Source organism: Nocardiopsis aegyptia, assembly GCF_013410755.1.
GTDB lineage: Bacteria > Actinomycetota > Actinomycetes > Streptosporangiales > Streptosporangiaceae > Nocardiopsis > Nocardiopsis aegyptia.
In genome coordinates, this window is the sequence record NZ_JACCFS010000001.1 from 5,407,580 (window position 1) to 5,422,316 (window position 14,737).

Here is a 14,737-nt window from a genome sequence, read left to right on the forward strand (position 1 = left end):
CGGTCCCGCGTCGTCGCCCTCCGTGCCGCGGGGCGGCCGGTCGTCGGACGCCCGGTGACCCGGGCGTCCGACATGTGCGGCCCGGGTGCACACGGGCCCCGTGTCGGGCCACAATGGTCTGGTGAGCTACTCCGGAGATACGAGGGTCGGCGGCCCTGCCGACCTGCGACAACTACCGCACCTGACGATCGCCAAGCTGGCCGTCGGCCCGATGGACAACAACGCCTACCTCCTCACCTGCAGAGCCACGGGTGAGGCCGTGCTCATCGACGCGGCGGCCGAGGCCGACCGCGTTCTGGAGCTGATCGGGGAGAACGGCCTGACCAGGGTCGTCACCACCCACCGTCACCAGGACCACTGGCAGGCCCTCGCCGAGGTCGTCGGCCAGACCGGCGCCCGCACCGTCGCCCACCCCGACGACGGTGACGAGCTGCCGGTCTCGGTGGACGAGCCCGTGGTCCACGGGGACACCGTTCCGGTCGGGGACTGCTCCCTCACCGTCATCCACCTGCGGGGGCACACGCCCGGGTCGATCGCGCTGCGCTACGACGACCCCGGGGGGCGCACCCACCTGTTCACCGGCGACAGCCTCTTCCCGGGCGGCGTCGGCCGCACCGGGTCCGACGCCGACTTCCGCTCCCTGCTCGGGGACGTGGAGGAGCGGGTGTTCGGGCCGTTGTCCGACGACACCTGGGTCTACCCCGGCCACGGCCGGGACACCACGCTCGGTGCCGAGCGTCCCAGCCTGGCCGAGTGGCGCGAGCGGGGCTGGTAGCCCGCTCGCGTCCACGAGTGACGGCGTTCAGGCGCCGAAGCAGCAGAAGCCGGACCGCCCGAGGTGGAGGGCCACCGCCTCGGGCACCGGTGTTCCCGCCACCAGCGCCCGGTGGAAGGCGCGCATGGCCGTGCCCGTCGCGGCGTCCTCGACCGGTACGGGGCTGGCCACCACGGTGCGGGTACCGCGTGCGAGCAGTGCGCCCACGAACCCCGACGGCAGACCGGGCGCGGTGGCGAAACCGCGCCCGCTCCAGCAGGTCGAGAGGGTGACCACGGCCGGTGCCGCCGGGGCGTCCCGCAGGTCGCAGGCGAGCAGCGGGCCCTGCGGCAGTTCCACGGACGCGAGGAGGGGGGCGTCGTCGGGGACGCGGCCGTGCGCGGCCAGGTGTACGAGGTCGGCGCGGCCGAACCCCGCCAGCACGTCCTCGGGACGGGTCCGCGCGCCGGTGAGGACACGTGCCGCGGGGTGCAGCCCGGCGAGGTCGGCGACCTCTGCTCCGGCGCCGGCGGGTTCGGTACCGGCCACGAGCAGGACCCGGCGGGGCGTCGGCGGGGGAGCGGTCCGCTCGGCCCAGAATCGGGCGGTGGGGACCAGGGACAGTGTGCGTCCGCACAGCGCGGGCAGCATGCCCCAGGGCGGGTCGCCCAGTGCGGGATCGGCGGCCACGACGAGCGCGCGGTCGCCCACCAGTGACAGGACCGGCGCCAGCAGGCCGTGGACGGCGTCGCCCGCGGGCGTGGGCGCTCCGTGGGTGTTCGGTGCCTCGTGGGTGAAGCGGGCCAGGGCCCGCGCGGCCCGGCGGAACGGTCCCAGGGGCCGTGCCCGCACCCCCGCGGACGTCGTGACGATCGCGACGAGGTCACCCGACGCCCGTACCAGGTGGACGAACGCCCGGCCCGCCAGGCGGTCCATCAGGGCGGGGACCACGGGCACCGAGGTGCGGTGCGGACGCGCGGGCGGTCCGGAGACGTACAGGGCGCGCCAGCGCTCGGACTCCCACCGGCGCGCGCCGACACGCGGATCGGTTCCCCGCGCCAGCGCGGCGCGGTAGCGCTCGGTCAGGGCGGTCAGGGCCGCCGAGCGCGGTGCGTGGGGGCCCGGGACCAGGGGCGCCGCCCAGGTCCGGCCCAGATCCGCCCACTCCAGGGCCGTGGCGGCGTCGCCGTGCAGCAGCGCGCGCTCCAGACCCGCCCGGACGACGTGCGGGTCGGCCGCGGCCGGGCCCGCCCAGGCACCGGGCGCGTGGACCGTGCCGCGGGCCAGGGCCCGCAGGGCGCGGTGGGCGGCGCGGTCGCGGACGGGCGCCTCGGGCGCGGCCAGTGGAGCGCGCAGGACCAGGGCGTCCCCGGCCCGCTCCAGCGGCCCCGCCGCATCAGCCGCATCGGTCACACACGTCCCGCTCGCGCCGACCATGCCTGGCGTCCCAGTGGCCTCGGCCGGACCGTCCGACTCGGCAGCACCGGGAGTACCAGCGGCTGCGGACGGAGCAACGGCACCGTGCGGGCTGGCGGGGCTGGGCATGTCGGTCGTGTCGAGGGTGCTGGTGGAGGCGAGGAGGCCGGGGGTGACGAGTGTGTCGGCGTTGCCCGCGGTTCCCGGGGCGCCGAGCGGGTCGGCGGGCCCGCTCGGACGGGCTCGGGCGGCGCGGTGGGCCATGTGCTCCAGGCGGACCGCGAGCCGGTGCCAGAGGGAGCCCGCGCCGTTCGCTCGCCGGACGCACCGGATGAGCTCGATCGCGCGGGTCGGCGATCCGTCGAGCAGGCGCAGTTTCGCCTCGACCAGGAGTGCGGCGGGCGCGGCGGCGCCGTCGTCGCTCCACGACCCCTCGTGGAGGGCGGTCGCGGCCTCCTCCACCAGCCCTTCGGCCAGCAGGGCTTCGGCGAGGTCGACGTGCAGGGCGTCCCGGCGGTCGGCGGGCAGGCGGTGGCGCAGGTCGACGAAGGTTCCGATGGCCGACACGGCGTCGCCGCGGTGCAGCGCCAGACACCCCTGGTTCTGCCGGACGACGAGGTCCATCAGCGGCAGGCGCCGTGCCTGGGCGAGGGCGCGTGCCTCTCGCAGGTCGTCGTCGGCGGGACCGTAGCGTCCGCACAGGATCTGGGCGAGGCCCAGGTTGGCCAGCACACCGGGCACGACCGGGGCGGAAGCGGTGATGGGGTGCCCGCGGAGCCGGGTGCGCGCGTCGGTGAGCAGGCAGACGGTGTCCTCGAACCGGCCGTGCTGGGCGAGGCGGACACCGTGGGCGACCCGGCGCAGCAGCGCGTGCCCCGAACCCGGTTCGGACGCGGAGCGCGCGGAGCGGTGGACGGGGCGCCCACGGGGACGGGACGACGGTGAGCCGGGCTGGGGGGTGGGTGGCACTCCGGCCGCCTTTCGGGGGTGGGTCGGTGCTCGGCGGGGCCGGTGGCCACCCGGTCACTCTGAGTGGCTTCCACCGGCCAGGTCCCAGTGAACAGCAGCGACCGGGGGCGGCGGCAGCGTTGAGCGCGGATTCGGGCCGGATCCGTGTGCACGAAACGGGGCGAAGGTCGGCAAAACCGGTCGGGCGCGACCAGGTTCGGGGAGGACCCGAACACACGATGGGCACCGCCGCATCTGTGACTCGGTCAGACCGTGAACCAGTCCGTGACGACCGGGGCGCGGCCCGGCCGGCGCACCTCCAGGCTGAGTGGGCCCCGCTCCAGACCCGTGGCGGCGAAGCGCCCGTCGGCTCCCACCCGCACACCGAACGAGCGTCCGGGCCGCCGGACCCGCAGGTCGGCCTCGTCCACGTGGCCGGTGAGCTGGCCGTGCACCGCGCGGGCGGACGCCCCTCGGGGGTCGCCCGCGGGCGCGAGGACCCGCACGGCGAGCCCGAGGTCGTCGTGGTCGAAGCGCAGTGACGCCGTGACGGGGTCGCGGTCCGCGCGCGGTGCGGTGGGCCGGGCGGGGGCCTGCTCGGTGAGCCCGGCCAGGTCGGCGCCGTCGTCGCGGCGGTCGAAGGCCGCCAGGGCGGCGGCTCTGCCGGCGGTGTCCCTCGGGGAGTCGGTGCGGTCCTTCACGCGGGGCCCTTCATGATGCGGCGGAGGGTGCGGATGATCCGGCGCCGGTGGTTGGCGGCGGCCCGCGGACCGGCGCCGTGGACCCAGGCCGGTGGCGGTGTCTCGTCCAGGTAGTGCAGGACGGCGGCCCTGTCACGGGTGTCGGTGAGTCGGCGGATCGCACGGTGGAGCTCCTCGTGCCGCTCCCGTTCCAGGTAGGCGGACTCGGGGTCGTGGCCGTCCGCCGGGGCCAGGTCGGCCAGCAGGTGCGGGTCGACGGGGCGCTGCCGCAGCGCGTGGCGGCGCTGGCGGACGCACGCGTCGTTGGTGACCCGGCGCAGCCAGGCGCGGAGGCGGTCCGGCGTGCGCAGCCGCGTCAGGTGCTGGTTGAGGGTGAGCCACACGTTCTGGACCGCGTCCTCCCGGTCGGGGACGGAGAGGCGGTAGGACCGCGCGATCGCGTTCACGAGCGGCAGGTGCCGGTCGACGATGAGTTCCCAGGCTCGGGCGTCGCCCGCGCTCGCGCGCCGGACGAGTTCGGCGTCCCCGGGTTCGAGGCCATCGGAATCCAGGCCGGTTGTGGCCGAAATCGGCAAGCGATGGGGTGATTGATGCCCGTTTTGTGATGGGAGTACGATTTTTGAGGAGGGAATGACCGTGCGGATGGTCTCGTGCGACTGGTCTGGCAATCCCGCCCCCACTATGATCGGACTCCCTGTCCGTTCTGGGGCTCACGCTAGTCTCTGGGGGTTCCGGTCGCGGGGGGAACGCTGGAAAATACCAGCGTGAACGGTGATTCCCGAGGTGCCCTTGGGGCACAATGGGGCAAAAGGTATCCAGGCGGGTATGCAACCTTCTCGTGATACGAGGGCGTCGGGGAAGCGCACTCGTTCGTATCAGGAGGTTCGGTGTCCGCACGTGGCGTCTTGTACGTCCACTCCGCGCCCGCGGCGCTGTGCCCACATGTCGAGTGGGCGGTCGCGGGCGTCGTTGGAGTACCCGTGAAACTCGACTGGGTCGCTCAGCCGGCGGCACCGGGCCATCACCGTGCCGAACTGAACTGGCAGGGCAGGCCCGGGACCTCGGGAGAGATGGCCTCGGCGCTGAACTCGTGGCAGCGCCTGCGCTTCGAGGTGACCGAGGAGGGATCGCCCGGATTCGACGGCGTGCGCTACAGCTACACGCCGGCCCTGGGCATGTTCACCGCCGTCACCAGTGCGGCCGGCGAGGTCCTGGTCCCCGAGGCGCGCCTGCGCCGCGCCGTGGAGGAGTCCGCCGCGGGCGGCCCCGACCTGGCCGAGGAGATCGACCGCCTCACCGGACGCCGCTGGGACGAGGAGCTCGAACCGTTCCGCTACGCGGGCGACGGCGCACCCGTACGGTGGCTGCACGCGGTCGGCTGACCCGGTTCGCGGCGCTCATCCGGGCGGGGGCTCGCCCTCGCTCGGCCAGATCGCCGAGGCCAGCAGGACGGCCGCCCAGATACCCAGGGGGACCAGCGGCCAGTACGGCACGAGTTCCCCGCTCATCGCGCTGACCACGGCCCACACGGTGGTCAGCACCACCGCGATGCCCGCCCACCAGCGCCACTCGTCGGTCCACTCGCTCCACGACACCGAGAGCGCGGGCGCCTGCCACCGCGACCCGGACTCCTCCGCCACGGGCGGGAGTTCGGGGGCGGGGACGCGCTCGGGCCGGGCCGGCAGGTCGTCGGTCAGGACCTCCAGGTCCCCGACGAAGACCGACCGCAGGGCCAGCCCGACCCGCAGTTCGTACTCGTCCTGCCTCAACCGGCCCTCCACGAAGGCCGTGGCCAGGTGCTCCAGGGTCGCCTCGCGTTCGGCGTCCGAGGCGCGTACGCGGTGCAGCGGCAGGCGTCCGTCGTTCACGTCCCCACCCCCAAGGCGGCGTCGGTGACCACACGGTACGCCTCACGCCACGCGCACGGAAGAGGAAAGCGAGGCCCGTCGCGCCGCGGTCATCCCGCCAGCCAGCGGGCCACCGCCCGGCCGGTCCCCGGGTCGGCCGCGCCCACCAGCCCCGTGTGCTCGTAACCGTCCCGGTACCCGAAACCCGTGCCGTCCAACCGGGTGAGGCGACCGCCCACCTCCTCCAGGACGAGCCCCGGCGCGGCCACGTCCCAGTCGCGCACGGGCACGTCCTTGACGAAGAGGTGCGCCGATCCCTCGGCGATCAGGCAGAGCTTGAGCGAGATGCTCCCGCTCTCCAGGTACTCGCCGTAGCCGAAGTGCTCGTACACGCGCCGGGCGATCCCGTCCGGTTCGGGTGTGTTGTCGGTGAGTACGCCCCGGCCGGGCGGTGCCGCCTCGCAGACCGGTAGCGCCATCCCGTTCCGGCGCGCGCCCTGCCCCCGCACCGCGGTGTACAGGGTGCCGCTCTCCGGAGCGAAGACCGCCGACACCTCCGGACGCCCGCCGATGACCAGGGCGGCCTGGGTGACGTAGCCGGGGAAGCCGTGCACGTAGCTGGCCGTGCCGTCGATGGGGTCGATCAGCCAGTACCGCGTGGGCCGTTCCCGTGCCAGCGACCCCAGGTCCTCCTCGCTGATCACGGGGATGTGCCCGTCGATCGCGGCCAACCGCTCCGACAGCGCGCGATGGGCCATCGCGTCCGCCCGCGCCTTGAACTGGCCGCCCTCCCACACGCCGCTGCGCGCGTCGGCGCTGGGCCGCCATTCGCGCAGCAGCCCGCCGACCTCGATGACCGCCTCGGCCACCGCGTCCCGCAGGGGGTGCGCGCGGCTCATCGGGAACGCACCGCGACGCCGGACACCGGGTCCACCGAGGGCACCGGCGGGGCCGGGTCGTTCCCCCGCGCGACGCGGGGCGCGGCCGGGTCCGGGGTGAGGCCGTGCGAGGCGAACTCCTCCTCGCTGACGAACTCGTCGGCCCACCGCCGCACCATCGTGACCCCCTCGCGCCAGGTGTCGGTCAACCGGGGGCCGTCGGCCACCGCCTGCCGCAGCAGGCCTGCCACCTCGTCGACGCCGGCGGCCACGGTCAGCGCCGCGGTGGAGGAGAAGCGCGGGTTGATCTCGAAGACACGCGGCCGGCCCTGGGTGTCCAGGCACAGCTGCACGTTGAACGGCCCGTCGGCGCGCAGTGCCGACTGCACCGCGCGGCAGGTGCGCTCGACCTCCGCGTGGCGCCGGGTCACGGCGTACTTGGTGACGCCCTGCTTGAGGAGGACCTCCTTGGGGACCACGGCCTGCACCCCGCCGTCCCGCCACACCACGACCGAGACCGTGAACTCCGGGCCGGTCACGCGTTCCTGCACGATCAGTTCGTCGGCGCCGTAGCCGCTCGCGGCCACCGCCGCGGGCACGTCCGCCAGGGACTCGACGATCTGGACGCCGCGGCTGCCGCGCCCGCTGCGCGGCTTGACGACGAACCCGCCGGGCTCCCCGGCCGCGACGTCCGCCGGCGGGGGCTCCGAGGCGGCCCAGGTGCGGGGGATCCCGATCCCGGCGGCGTCCAGCGCGCGCATGAGGACGTACTTGTCCAGGCAGGTGGCGACGAACCCCGGCCGGGGGAGCATGACGCTCAGGCCGTCTTCGGCCAGGTCGCCCACCGGCACCAGCTCCTCGTCCACCAGCGGGACGATCGCGACGGCCCCCTCGCTCGCGCACAGGGCCCGCATCCGGGGCAGGAACGCCTCGCTGTCACCGGCGGGCACGAGGTATCCGCGGTCCGCGAGGTACAGGCCGGGAGCGGCGGGGTCGATGTCCGTGGCCACGACACGGAAGCCCTGTTCGCGCAGGTGCAGGATGGTACCGGGAGTGGGAGCCGAACCCGCCGTCGTCACCACTACGGTCGGTCTCGCAGAATGATGTGACACCAGTGAACCCTTCCAGACGTGGGAGCGGGCCGGTTCGGTCGTATGGATCGAGCCTAGACGCAGGTGTGCCGCCACGGGTGGAGTTGGCCGGTTCCGGCTGTCGGGTGAACCGAAGGGCGCGGGCGCGCGTGCTCGGGCGCCCTTGAGACGGGGCCTTCGCGCCTTGCGGTGTACCCCCTCGTGCCCACCCGTCGCCCGCCACCACCCTCAACGGACGCCTACGGCGCAGTCCTTCTCTGGGATCCACCTCCAGGCCCTCCAGGACCCGTCGGCGCCCTCGCTGCGCCTTCTTTGGGCCTCCGCTCGTGCCTCGCTTCGGCCCGTGCTCGAACCCCCTGTGGTCACGCCGAGCGGGACCGCTTCGGGCGGGGCGGCCGGTGTTCGGCCCCGGGGCGGGCGCCCCAGGGGCCGGGGCGGCTACTCCTGCTCGTACAGGCCGGTGAGGACGGCGCGGCCCAGGGCGTGCTGGAAAAGGTTGAAGCCCAGGAAGGCCGGGCTGGCCGAGTCGTCGATGCCCAGGCTGGGGACGTCGACGGCGTGGACCGCGAACATGTAGCGGTGCGGGCCGTGTCCGGGCGGCGGAGCCGCACCGACGTAGCGGTGGCCCCCGGCGTCGTTGCGCAGGGTCACGGCGGACTCCGGCAGGCCGGAACCGTCCCCGGCGCCCGAGTCCAGCGACGTCACGTCCGCCGGGATGTCGGCCACCGCCCAGTGCCAGAACCCGCTGGCGGTCGGCGCGTCCGGGTCGAAGCAGGTGACCGCGAAGCTCCGGGTCCCCTCGGGGAAGCCGGTCCAGGACAGGTGCGGGGAGACGTCCTGGCCGCCGGCGCCCATGATCCCGCTGACCTGGGCTGTGGAGAGGGTCTGGCCGTCGGTCAGGTCGGTGCTGGTCACGGTGAACGACGCGACCTTGGGCAGGAAGTCGTAGGGGGAGGGTGGCGTGGCCACGGAAGGGCCCTCCTTCGTGTGTCGGGTGTGCACTGCCCTTCGAACATATGCCGCCGCGGCCCCGCGTGTCTCGCAGGCACGGCCCGGAACGGGACGCACCCGTGGGCACGCGGAGGCGGGGACGGTACGGTCGTGCCGACGGCGAACAAGAACCGGATTCGGTATCCGGGCCACCGAAGGAGTCGACATGACCACGCGCTGGGGCATCACCATCCCACTGGACGGCGTTCCGCTCTCGGAGCAGAGGGCGCTCATCGAGAGCCTTCCCGATCTCGGCTACACCGACGCGTGGTCGGCCGAGGCCAACGGGACCGACGCCTTCACCCCTCTCGCGCTGGCCAGTGTGTGGGCACCGAGCCTGCGCCTGGGCACCGCGATCGTCCCGGTCTACACGCGGGGGCCGGCGACCCTGGCGATGTGCGCGGCCACCCTGGCCGCCGCCGCGCCGGGCCGCTTCAGCCTGGGTGTGGGCACCTCGTCCAACGTCATCGTGGAACGCTGGAACTCCATCCCCTTCGAGGAGCCCTTCAAGCGCACGCGCGACACGGTGCGCTTCCTGCGCGCCGCGCTGACCGGGGCCAAGGTCAAGGCCGACTACGACACCTTCTCCGTGCAGGGCTTCACTCTCGGGGCGGTGCCCGAGCAGGCCCCGCCGCTGTTCGTGGCGGCGCTGCGCCCGGGCATGCTGCGCCTGGCCGGGCGCGAGGGGGACGGGGCGATCATCAACTGGCTCTCCTCCGAGGACGTGCGCACGGTCGCGCCCATCGTCCGGGAGTTCGGTGAGGACAAGGAGATCGTCGCCCGGATCTTCGCCCTGCCCGACACCGACGCGGAGACGGCCCGGGGGATCGGCCGTTGGGCGATCTCGGCCTACCTGAACGTGCCCGTCTACCGCGCCTTTCACGAGTGGCTGGGCCGGGACGAGCTCACCCCGATGTGGAAGGCCTGGGACGAGGGCGACCGCAAGGGCGCGGTCGCGGCGATCCCGGACTCGGTGGTCGACGACCTGATCATCCACGGCCCCGCCGAGTACTGCCGCGAGCGGATCCGCGCCTACGCGGAGGCGGGGGTGACCACCCCCGTGCTCGCCCCGCTGCCGCGGCCCGGCCAGGACCCGGCGGCCGTCGTGCGCGCGCTGGCGCCGAAGGACTGATCACGTCCGGACGGCGTCGGATCGGTGTGCCCGTGACATCCCGACCGTCCGGTATGTTCCTCGGGAGCGCATGGCCCCGGTCCGCGGGCCGGGGCCACCGCGAGGCGGCCGCGCCCCCGGCGTCAGGGCTTGCGGGCCACGGCGCCGTACTCGTCCATCTCGCGCGGTTCGCCGACCTGCCCCGCCTCGGGCCGCCACAGGGGGATGGAGACCACGCCCGGTTCCACGGGTTCGAGCCCGTCCAGGAACCGCGCGAACTGTTCGGGCGTGCGCAGCGAGATCGGGGTGGAGGAGGCCGCGTTCCACTGCCGGACCGCCTCGTCCATGGCCTCGCCCGTCACCGCGTTGGTGGCGTGCGTGACGACCAGGTGGCTGCCGGGGGCCAGCGCGTCCATGAGCCGGGCGATGATCTCGTAGGCGGAGTCGTCCGGGATGTGGAAGAGCACCCCCAGCAGGGTCAGCGCCACCGGCCGGTCGAGGTCCAGGGTGCGGGCTGCCTCGCGCAGGATGGTGTCGGGGTCGCGCAGGTCGGCGTCGACGTAGTCGGTCCGCCCCTCCGGCGTGCTGGTCAGCAGTGCCCTGGCGTGGGTGAGCACCAGCGGGTCGTTGTCGACGTAGACGACCCTGGACTCCGGCGCCGCCGCCTGGGCGACCTCGTGGGTGTTGTTCGCGGTCGGCAGCCCCGTGCCCACGTCCAGGAACTGTCGGACACCGCGCTCCGCCGCCAGGTAGTGGACCGCGCGCCGCAGGAAGGCCCGGTTCTGCACGGCCATCTCGCCGATCATCGGCAGGACGGACAGGATCTGGTCGCCCATGGCGCGGTCGGCGGGGTAGTGGTCCTTCCCGCCCAGCCAGTAGTCGTAGACGCGGGCGGAGTGGGGTTCGCCCGTGTCGAGGAGGCGGTCGACCGCGGAGGGGTCCTGGGGAGTCGGTGTCATGCTCGCCTCTCTGGAGAGTGAGGGGGCACCAGGATAAGGGGCCGGGTTCCACAACCCCGGCGTGGCAGGGCTTCCCGCTCCTCGCGGCGGTCCTACAGCGGGTGCAGGCGCGCGGCCGCCGCCGCGCGCAGCCCCGAGGTGAGGCCGTCCAGCAGCGGCGAGCGCAGGTTCCACCGCTGCCAGTACAGCCGGACGTCGACGGGGCGCTCCGGGGCCAGGCTGATCAGCGCGCCCCGCTCGATCTCGTCCAGGCACTGCTCCTCGGGGACCATGCCCCACCCGAAGCCCAGGAGGATGGTCTTGGCGAAGTCCGACGACGCCGGGATGTAGTGCCGCGGCGCCTGCGGCTCCCTGCCGGTGACCGAGCGCACGAAGGCGTTCTGCAGGTCGTCCTTGCGGTCGAAGTTGACCACGGGGACGCGGTCCAGGCGCGCCATGTCCGCCCGGCCGCCCATGTGCGCGTCGGCGAAGCGGGGGCTGCACACCGCGAGGTAGCGCATGGTGCCCAGGCCCTCCACCACGCACCCCTGCACGGCCTCGGGGGTGGAGGTGACCGCCGCCATCACCGTTCCCGAGCGCAGCAGGGACGTGGTGTGCTCCTCGTCCTCGCGGTGTATCTCGTAGACCGCGCCGAGGTCGTCGGGCAGCTCCGCCAGTGCCTCCAGGAACCAGGTCGAGAGGCTGTCGGCGTTGACCGCGAGCGGGACCGCGACCCGATCGCCGTCGCCGTCCCCGCGCCGGAGTTCGGCCGCGGCGTCCTCGTCGAGCAGCAGCACCTGGCGCGCCAGGCGCAGGACCACGTCCCCGGCCGCGGTGGGGACGACGGGGTTGGTGCGCTGGACCAGCACCTTGCCCGCGGACTGCTCCATCGTGCGGATCCGCTGGGAGACCGCAGAGGCGGTCACGTGCAGGCGCCGCGCGGCGGCGTCGAAGGTCCCCTCGTCCACGAGGGTGGTGAGCGTGCGCAGGTGGTCGAACTGAAAAGGCATCTTAAGCTCTGCTTCATAGATCTAAGAAACTTTAGCTTTACTGTATACGCGCGCGCTCCTAGTGTTCTGGACGTGAACGACTCCCTTCTTCCCGCCCTGCTCGGCCTCGGCACGGGCCTCGCCCTCATCGTGGCGATCGGCTCCCAGAACGCCTTCCTGCTCCGCCTCGGCATCGACGGCCGCCCGCGTACCGTCCTGGCGGTGGTGATGGTCTGCGCGCTGTCCGACGCGGTGCTCATCGGGGCGGGCGTGCTGGGGGTCGGCGCGGTGGTCGAGGCCGCTCCCGCCGCCGTGACCGTGGTCCGCTACCTGGGCGCCGGCTTCCTCCTCGTCTACGGGGTCTTCGCCGCGCGGCGCGCGCTGCGGCCGGGGAGCATGACCGTCGAGGGCGGCGCCCAGGGGATCGGCACCAAGGCGGCCGTCGTCACCGCCGTCGCCCTGACCTGGCTCAATCCGCACGTGTACCTGGACACCGTGGTCTTCCTCGGCTCGGTGGCCAACCAGCAGGACGGCGACGCGCGCTGGTGGTGGGTACGCGGAGCCGTCACGGCGAGCTTCCTCTGGTTCTTCGCCCTGGGCTTCGGCGCGCGGCTGCTGCGCCCCCTGTTCGCGCGTCCCGGCGCCTGGCGGGTCCTGGACGCGTTCATCGCCGCCGTGATGCTGAGCCTGGGCGTGCGCCTGGCGCTCGGCCACTGACCCGGGCGGCTACGCCGTTCGGCGTCCCCGGACGCGACCACGGACGTAGACGGGGGAGCGCGCGGGCCGACGCGCGGCCGGGGTGCCGCTTCCTACCGTGGAACCATGATCGACAAGAGCAAGCCCGCACTCGGCCTGTCCCTGCCCGTCATCGTGGGGCTGGCCCTGCTCGCGGTCCCGAGGGTGGTCCTGCACGACCTGGACGTGATCCAGGAGGGCACCCTGGTGAACCTGCTGTTCGTGTTCGTGCCGCCGCTGGTGTGGGTGGCCGTCGCGGTCCGGCGCCGGGTGCCCAACGCCTTCGTCACGCTGCTGGTGGTCGGCCTGGTCTACGGGGTCTTCCTCGCGCTGGGCCACCAGCTCCTGTGGAACCTCTCCTGGGGCGCGGACGCGCCGTCGCTGGGCGGCAACCTGTCCGACCTGCCGCCCCTGGCCGAGACCGTCGTCATCCGGGGGTTCGCGGTCGTCAGCAGCCTGGTCACCGGGACGGTCGTCGGCGCGCTGAGCGGCCTGGTCGCGCTGGTCCTGGACCGGGCCACCCGGCCCAGGACCAGGGCCTAGTCCTCCACCGGGCCCACGGTGATCGTGTCGGCCTCGGCGCGGGACACGCACGGCATGAGGAACGACGCGCGCTCGTCCTCGGACAGGTACAGGTCCCGGTGCTCCACGGCGCCCGACACCAGGCGCAGGCGGCAGGTGCCGCAGGTCCCGCTCCGGCACGAGCTGGGCACGTCGGCGCCCGCGCCGCGCAGCGCGTCGAGCAGGGTCCGCCCGGTGCCCACCTCCACGGTCCGTCCGGTCGGCGCCCACGTGGCGCGGAACGGGCGGGCGTTCGCGGTGGCGTCCACACCGGAGAAGTCCTCGAAGTGGATCCGGCTCGGCCGCCAGTGCATCGTCAGGGCCCGCACCTCCTCCATGAGCGGACGCGACCCGCAGCAGTACACCCGGGCGCCGTCGTCCGGCTCGGCCAGGTACGGCCACAGGTCCAGGCGTCCGGCCTCGGAGCTGTGGTGCAGCACGACCTGGTCGGCCAGCTCCGGGTCGCGCAGCTCGTCGAGGTAGGCGGTCTCCTCCGCGGTGCGGGTCAGGTAGAGCAGCCGCACCGAGCCGCCCTCGGCCCGCAGCCGGTGGAACATGGCGCGCATCGGCGTGATGCCGATGCCGCCCGCGATCAGCAGGTGTCGCTTGGCCGTCAGCAGCTCGAAGTCGTTGCGGGGCTCGCTCACGGTGAGCGTGTCGCCGGGCGCGGTGCCGTCCACCAGGGCGACCGACCCGCCGCGTCCGGCGGCCTCGCGTGCGACGCTGATGGCGTACATGCGCTCGTCGCCGTCGGTCAGCGAGTAGCTGCGGACGGCACCGCCGGGCCCGCGCACGTTGACGTGGGCGCCGGGCGTGAACGGCGGCAGTGTGCCGCCGTCGGCCGCGCGGAGCTCGAAACGGCAGATCGACGGTGTGAGCATCTCCTTGGCGGAGACGCGCACGGACAGGTCGGTGCGGCTCATCGGGACTCCTCCGGGATCGTCACGGCGTCCCCGGGCCGGACGGTGCCGTCCGACAGGACCTCGGCGTACACGCCCATCTCCGAGTTCCCGTACTCGGTCATCAGCAGGCGGGGGACGCTCAGGTCGCGCCGGGCCTGTTCCGGGTGGACCTCGGTGGCCGCGCAGCGCTTGGTGCGCAGGACGCCCCGCAGGCGGACCCCGCCGATCGTGAACTCGCGGTCGACCAGGTCGCGTTCGGCGAACGGCGCCAGCCCGTCGACGTACAAGTTCGCGCGGAACCGCCGGGGATCGACCTCGGCGCCGACGCGCTCGCCGAAGTCGCGCACCGAGGCCACGTTGATCAGCGACACGGTGTTCATCATCGCGTCGGAGTGCCTGGCCACGTCGGTGAACCGGCGCCCCTCCTCGCGGGCCAGCACCGGGCGCGTGCCCTCGGGCAGGTCCAGCACGCGCGCGAAGAACGCCGTGGCCTCGGCCACCCCCTCCGGTTCGCCCAGGTCCGCCGCCAGCACCTCGTGGCCGCGCACGCTCACCCGCAGCACCCCGGTCGCGGTGTCCAGCCGGGTGTCCAGGCCCGCCAGCCGTTCGTCGACGGCCAGCATGTAGAAGCGGTCCTTCGGCAGGCCCGTGCGCAGCCCCGGCGTGTACCCGCCGTCCGGGCGGGCCAGCGCGAGGACGCGGTCGTGGGGGAACCCGTGCCCGGCCGTCAGAGCGACCGCTTCCAGGGACTGCGCGCTCAGCCCCTTGACGGGATGGACGTCGAGTCCGGTGACGTGTCCGGGCACCGTGCCTCCTCGGGCTTGCCGATCGACCGGCGGGGCGTCCGGGGCGCCACCGCGGGGATCGAGCCTACCG

The 14,737-nt window shown here is 74.0% G+C and carries 16 protein-coding genes; 5 read left to right on the top strand and 11 right to left on the bottom strand.

The window, feature by feature from the left end:
• Positions 1 to 121 precede the first annotated feature (121 nt).
• Positions 122 to 775, top strand: coding sequence for an MBL fold metallo-hydrolase (locus HNR10_RS24100; RefSeq protein WP_179827266.1), 654 nt, complete (start codon positions 122 to 124; stop codon positions 773 to 775).
• 27 nt (positions 776 to 802) lie between these two features.
• On the opposite strand, the gene HNR10_RS24105 is transcribed toward HNR10_RS24100, so the two are convergent.
• The 3 genes from HNR10_RS24105 to HNR10_RS24115 all read right to left on the bottom strand — a co-directional run bounded on the left by HNR10_RS24105 (position 803) and on the right by HNR10_RS24115 (position 4,394).
• A complete protein-coding gene (locus HNR10_RS24105; RefSeq protein WP_312889403.1) occupies positions 803 to 3,139 on the bottom strand; it encodes a CHAT domain-containing protein in 2,337 nt (778 codons plus the stop codon).
• Between the two features lie 245 nt (positions 3,140 to 3,384).
• Positions 3,385 to 3,819, bottom strand: coding sequence for a hypothetical protein (locus tag HNR10_RS24110; protein ID WP_179827268.1), 435 nt, complete (start codon positions 3,817 to 3,819; stop codon positions 3,385 to 3,387).
• A complete protein-coding gene (locus HNR10_RS24115; RefSeq protein WP_246406394.1) occupies positions 3,816 to 4,394 on the bottom strand; it encodes an RNA polymerase sigma factor in 579 nt (192 codons plus the stop codon). Before HNR10_RS24115 ends, HNR10_RS24110 begins: the two co-directional genes overlap by 4 nt.
• Positions 4,395 to 4,706: 312 nt before the next feature.
• Between HNR10_RS24115 and HNR10_RS24120 the strand changes: the two genes are divergently transcribed.
• Positions 4,707 to 5,201, top strand: a complete 495-nt coding sequence (locus HNR10_RS24120; RefSeq protein WP_179827273.1) for a DUF3145 domain-containing protein — start codon at positions 4,707 to 4,709, stop codon at positions 5,199 to 5,201.
• A gap of 15 nt (positions 5,202 to 5,216) precedes the next feature.
• On the opposite strand, the gene HNR10_RS24125 is transcribed toward HNR10_RS24120, so the two are convergent.
• The 4 genes from HNR10_RS24125 to HNR10_RS24140 form a co-directional block, all read right to left on the bottom strand.
• Positions 5,217 to 5,687, bottom strand: coding sequence for a DUF1707 SHOCT-like domain-containing protein (locus HNR10_RS24125; RefSeq protein WP_179827275.1), 471 nt, complete (start codon positions 5,685 to 5,687; stop codon positions 5,217 to 5,219).
• 89 nt (positions 5,688 to 5,776) lie between these two features.
• Complete coding sequence (locus tag HNR10_RS24130; protein WP_179827277.1) at positions 5,777 to 6,565, bottom strand: 3'(2'),5'-bisphosphate nucleotidase CysQ family protein; 789 nt, start codon at positions 6,563 to 6,565, stop codon at positions 5,777 to 5,779.
• Positions 6,562 to 7,626, bottom strand: coding sequence for an ATP-grasp domain-containing protein (locus HNR10_RS24135; RefSeq protein ID WP_179827279.1), 1,065 nt, complete (start codon positions 7,624 to 7,626; stop codon positions 6,562 to 6,564). The genes HNR10_RS24130 and HNR10_RS24135 overlap by 4 nt, the downstream gene beginning before the upstream one ends.
• Positions 7,627 to 8,073: 447 nt before the next feature.
• Entirely contained in the window at positions 8,074 to 8,604 is a 531-nt protein-coding gene (locus HNR10_RS24140) for a YbhB/YbcL family Raf kinase inhibitor-like protein (RefSeq protein ID WP_179827281.1), read from the bottom strand.
• Between the two features lie 187 nt (positions 8,605 to 8,791).
• Here HNR10_RS24140 and HNR10_RS24145 point away from each other — a divergent pair, with 187 nt between their 5' ends.
• Positions 8,792 to 9,757, top strand: coding sequence for an LLM class F420-dependent oxidoreductase (locus HNR10_RS24145; RefSeq protein ID WP_179827283.1), 966 nt, complete (start codon positions 8,792 to 8,794; stop codon positions 9,755 to 9,757).
• A 122-nt stretch (positions 9,758 to 9,879) separates the two neighbouring features.
• Here HNR10_RS24145 and HNR10_RS24150 read toward each other — a convergent pair whose 3' ends face one another.
• A complete protein-coding gene (locus HNR10_RS24150; RefSeq protein ID WP_179827285.1) occupies positions 9,880 to 10,695 on the bottom strand; it encodes an SAM-dependent methyltransferase in 816 nt (271 codons plus the stop codon).
• A 92-nt stretch (positions 10,696 to 10,787) separates the two neighbouring features.
• Entirely contained in the window at positions 10,788 to 11,684 is an 897-nt protein-coding gene (locus tag HNR10_RS24155) for a LysR family transcriptional regulator ArgP (RefSeq protein WP_179827287.1), read from the bottom strand.
• A 72-nt stretch (positions 11,685 to 11,756) separates the two neighbouring features.
• Between HNR10_RS24155 and HNR10_RS24160 the strand changes: the two genes are divergently transcribed.
• Together HNR10_RS24160 and HNR10_RS24165 are read left to right on the top strand one after the other, a co-directional pair.
• Positions 11,757 to 12,380, top strand: a complete 624-nt coding sequence (locus HNR10_RS24160; protein ID WP_179827289.1) for a LysE/ArgO family amino acid transporter — start codon at positions 11,757 to 11,759, stop codon at positions 12,378 to 12,380.
• Between the two features lie 105 nt (positions 12,381 to 12,485).
• Positions 12,486 to 12,941 (top strand): hypothetical protein, encoded by a 456-nt coding sequence (locus HNR10_RS24165; RefSeq protein ID WP_179827290.1) that lies wholly within the window; start codon positions 12,486 to 12,488, stop codon positions 12,939 to 12,941.
• Here HNR10_RS24165 and HNR10_RS24170 read toward each other — a convergent pair.
• Both HNR10_RS24170 and HNR10_RS24175 read right to left on the bottom strand, forming a co-directional pair.
• On the bottom strand, positions 12,938 to 13,882 hold the full coding sequence (locus HNR10_RS24170) for a PDR/VanB family oxidoreductase (RefSeq protein WP_179827291.1): 945 nt from the start codon (positions 13,880 to 13,882) through the stop codon (positions 12,938 to 12,940). The two genes, HNR10_RS24165 and HNR10_RS24170, sit on opposite strands and share 4 nt — an antisense overlap.
• On the bottom strand, positions 13,879 to 14,667 hold the full coding sequence (locus HNR10_RS24175; protein WP_179827292.1) for an MOSC domain-containing protein: 789 nt from the start codon (positions 14,665 to 14,667) through the stop codon (positions 13,879 to 13,881). The genes HNR10_RS24170 and HNR10_RS24175 overlap by 4 nt, the downstream gene beginning before the upstream one ends.
• Positions 14,668 to 14,737 lie beyond the last annotated feature (70 nt).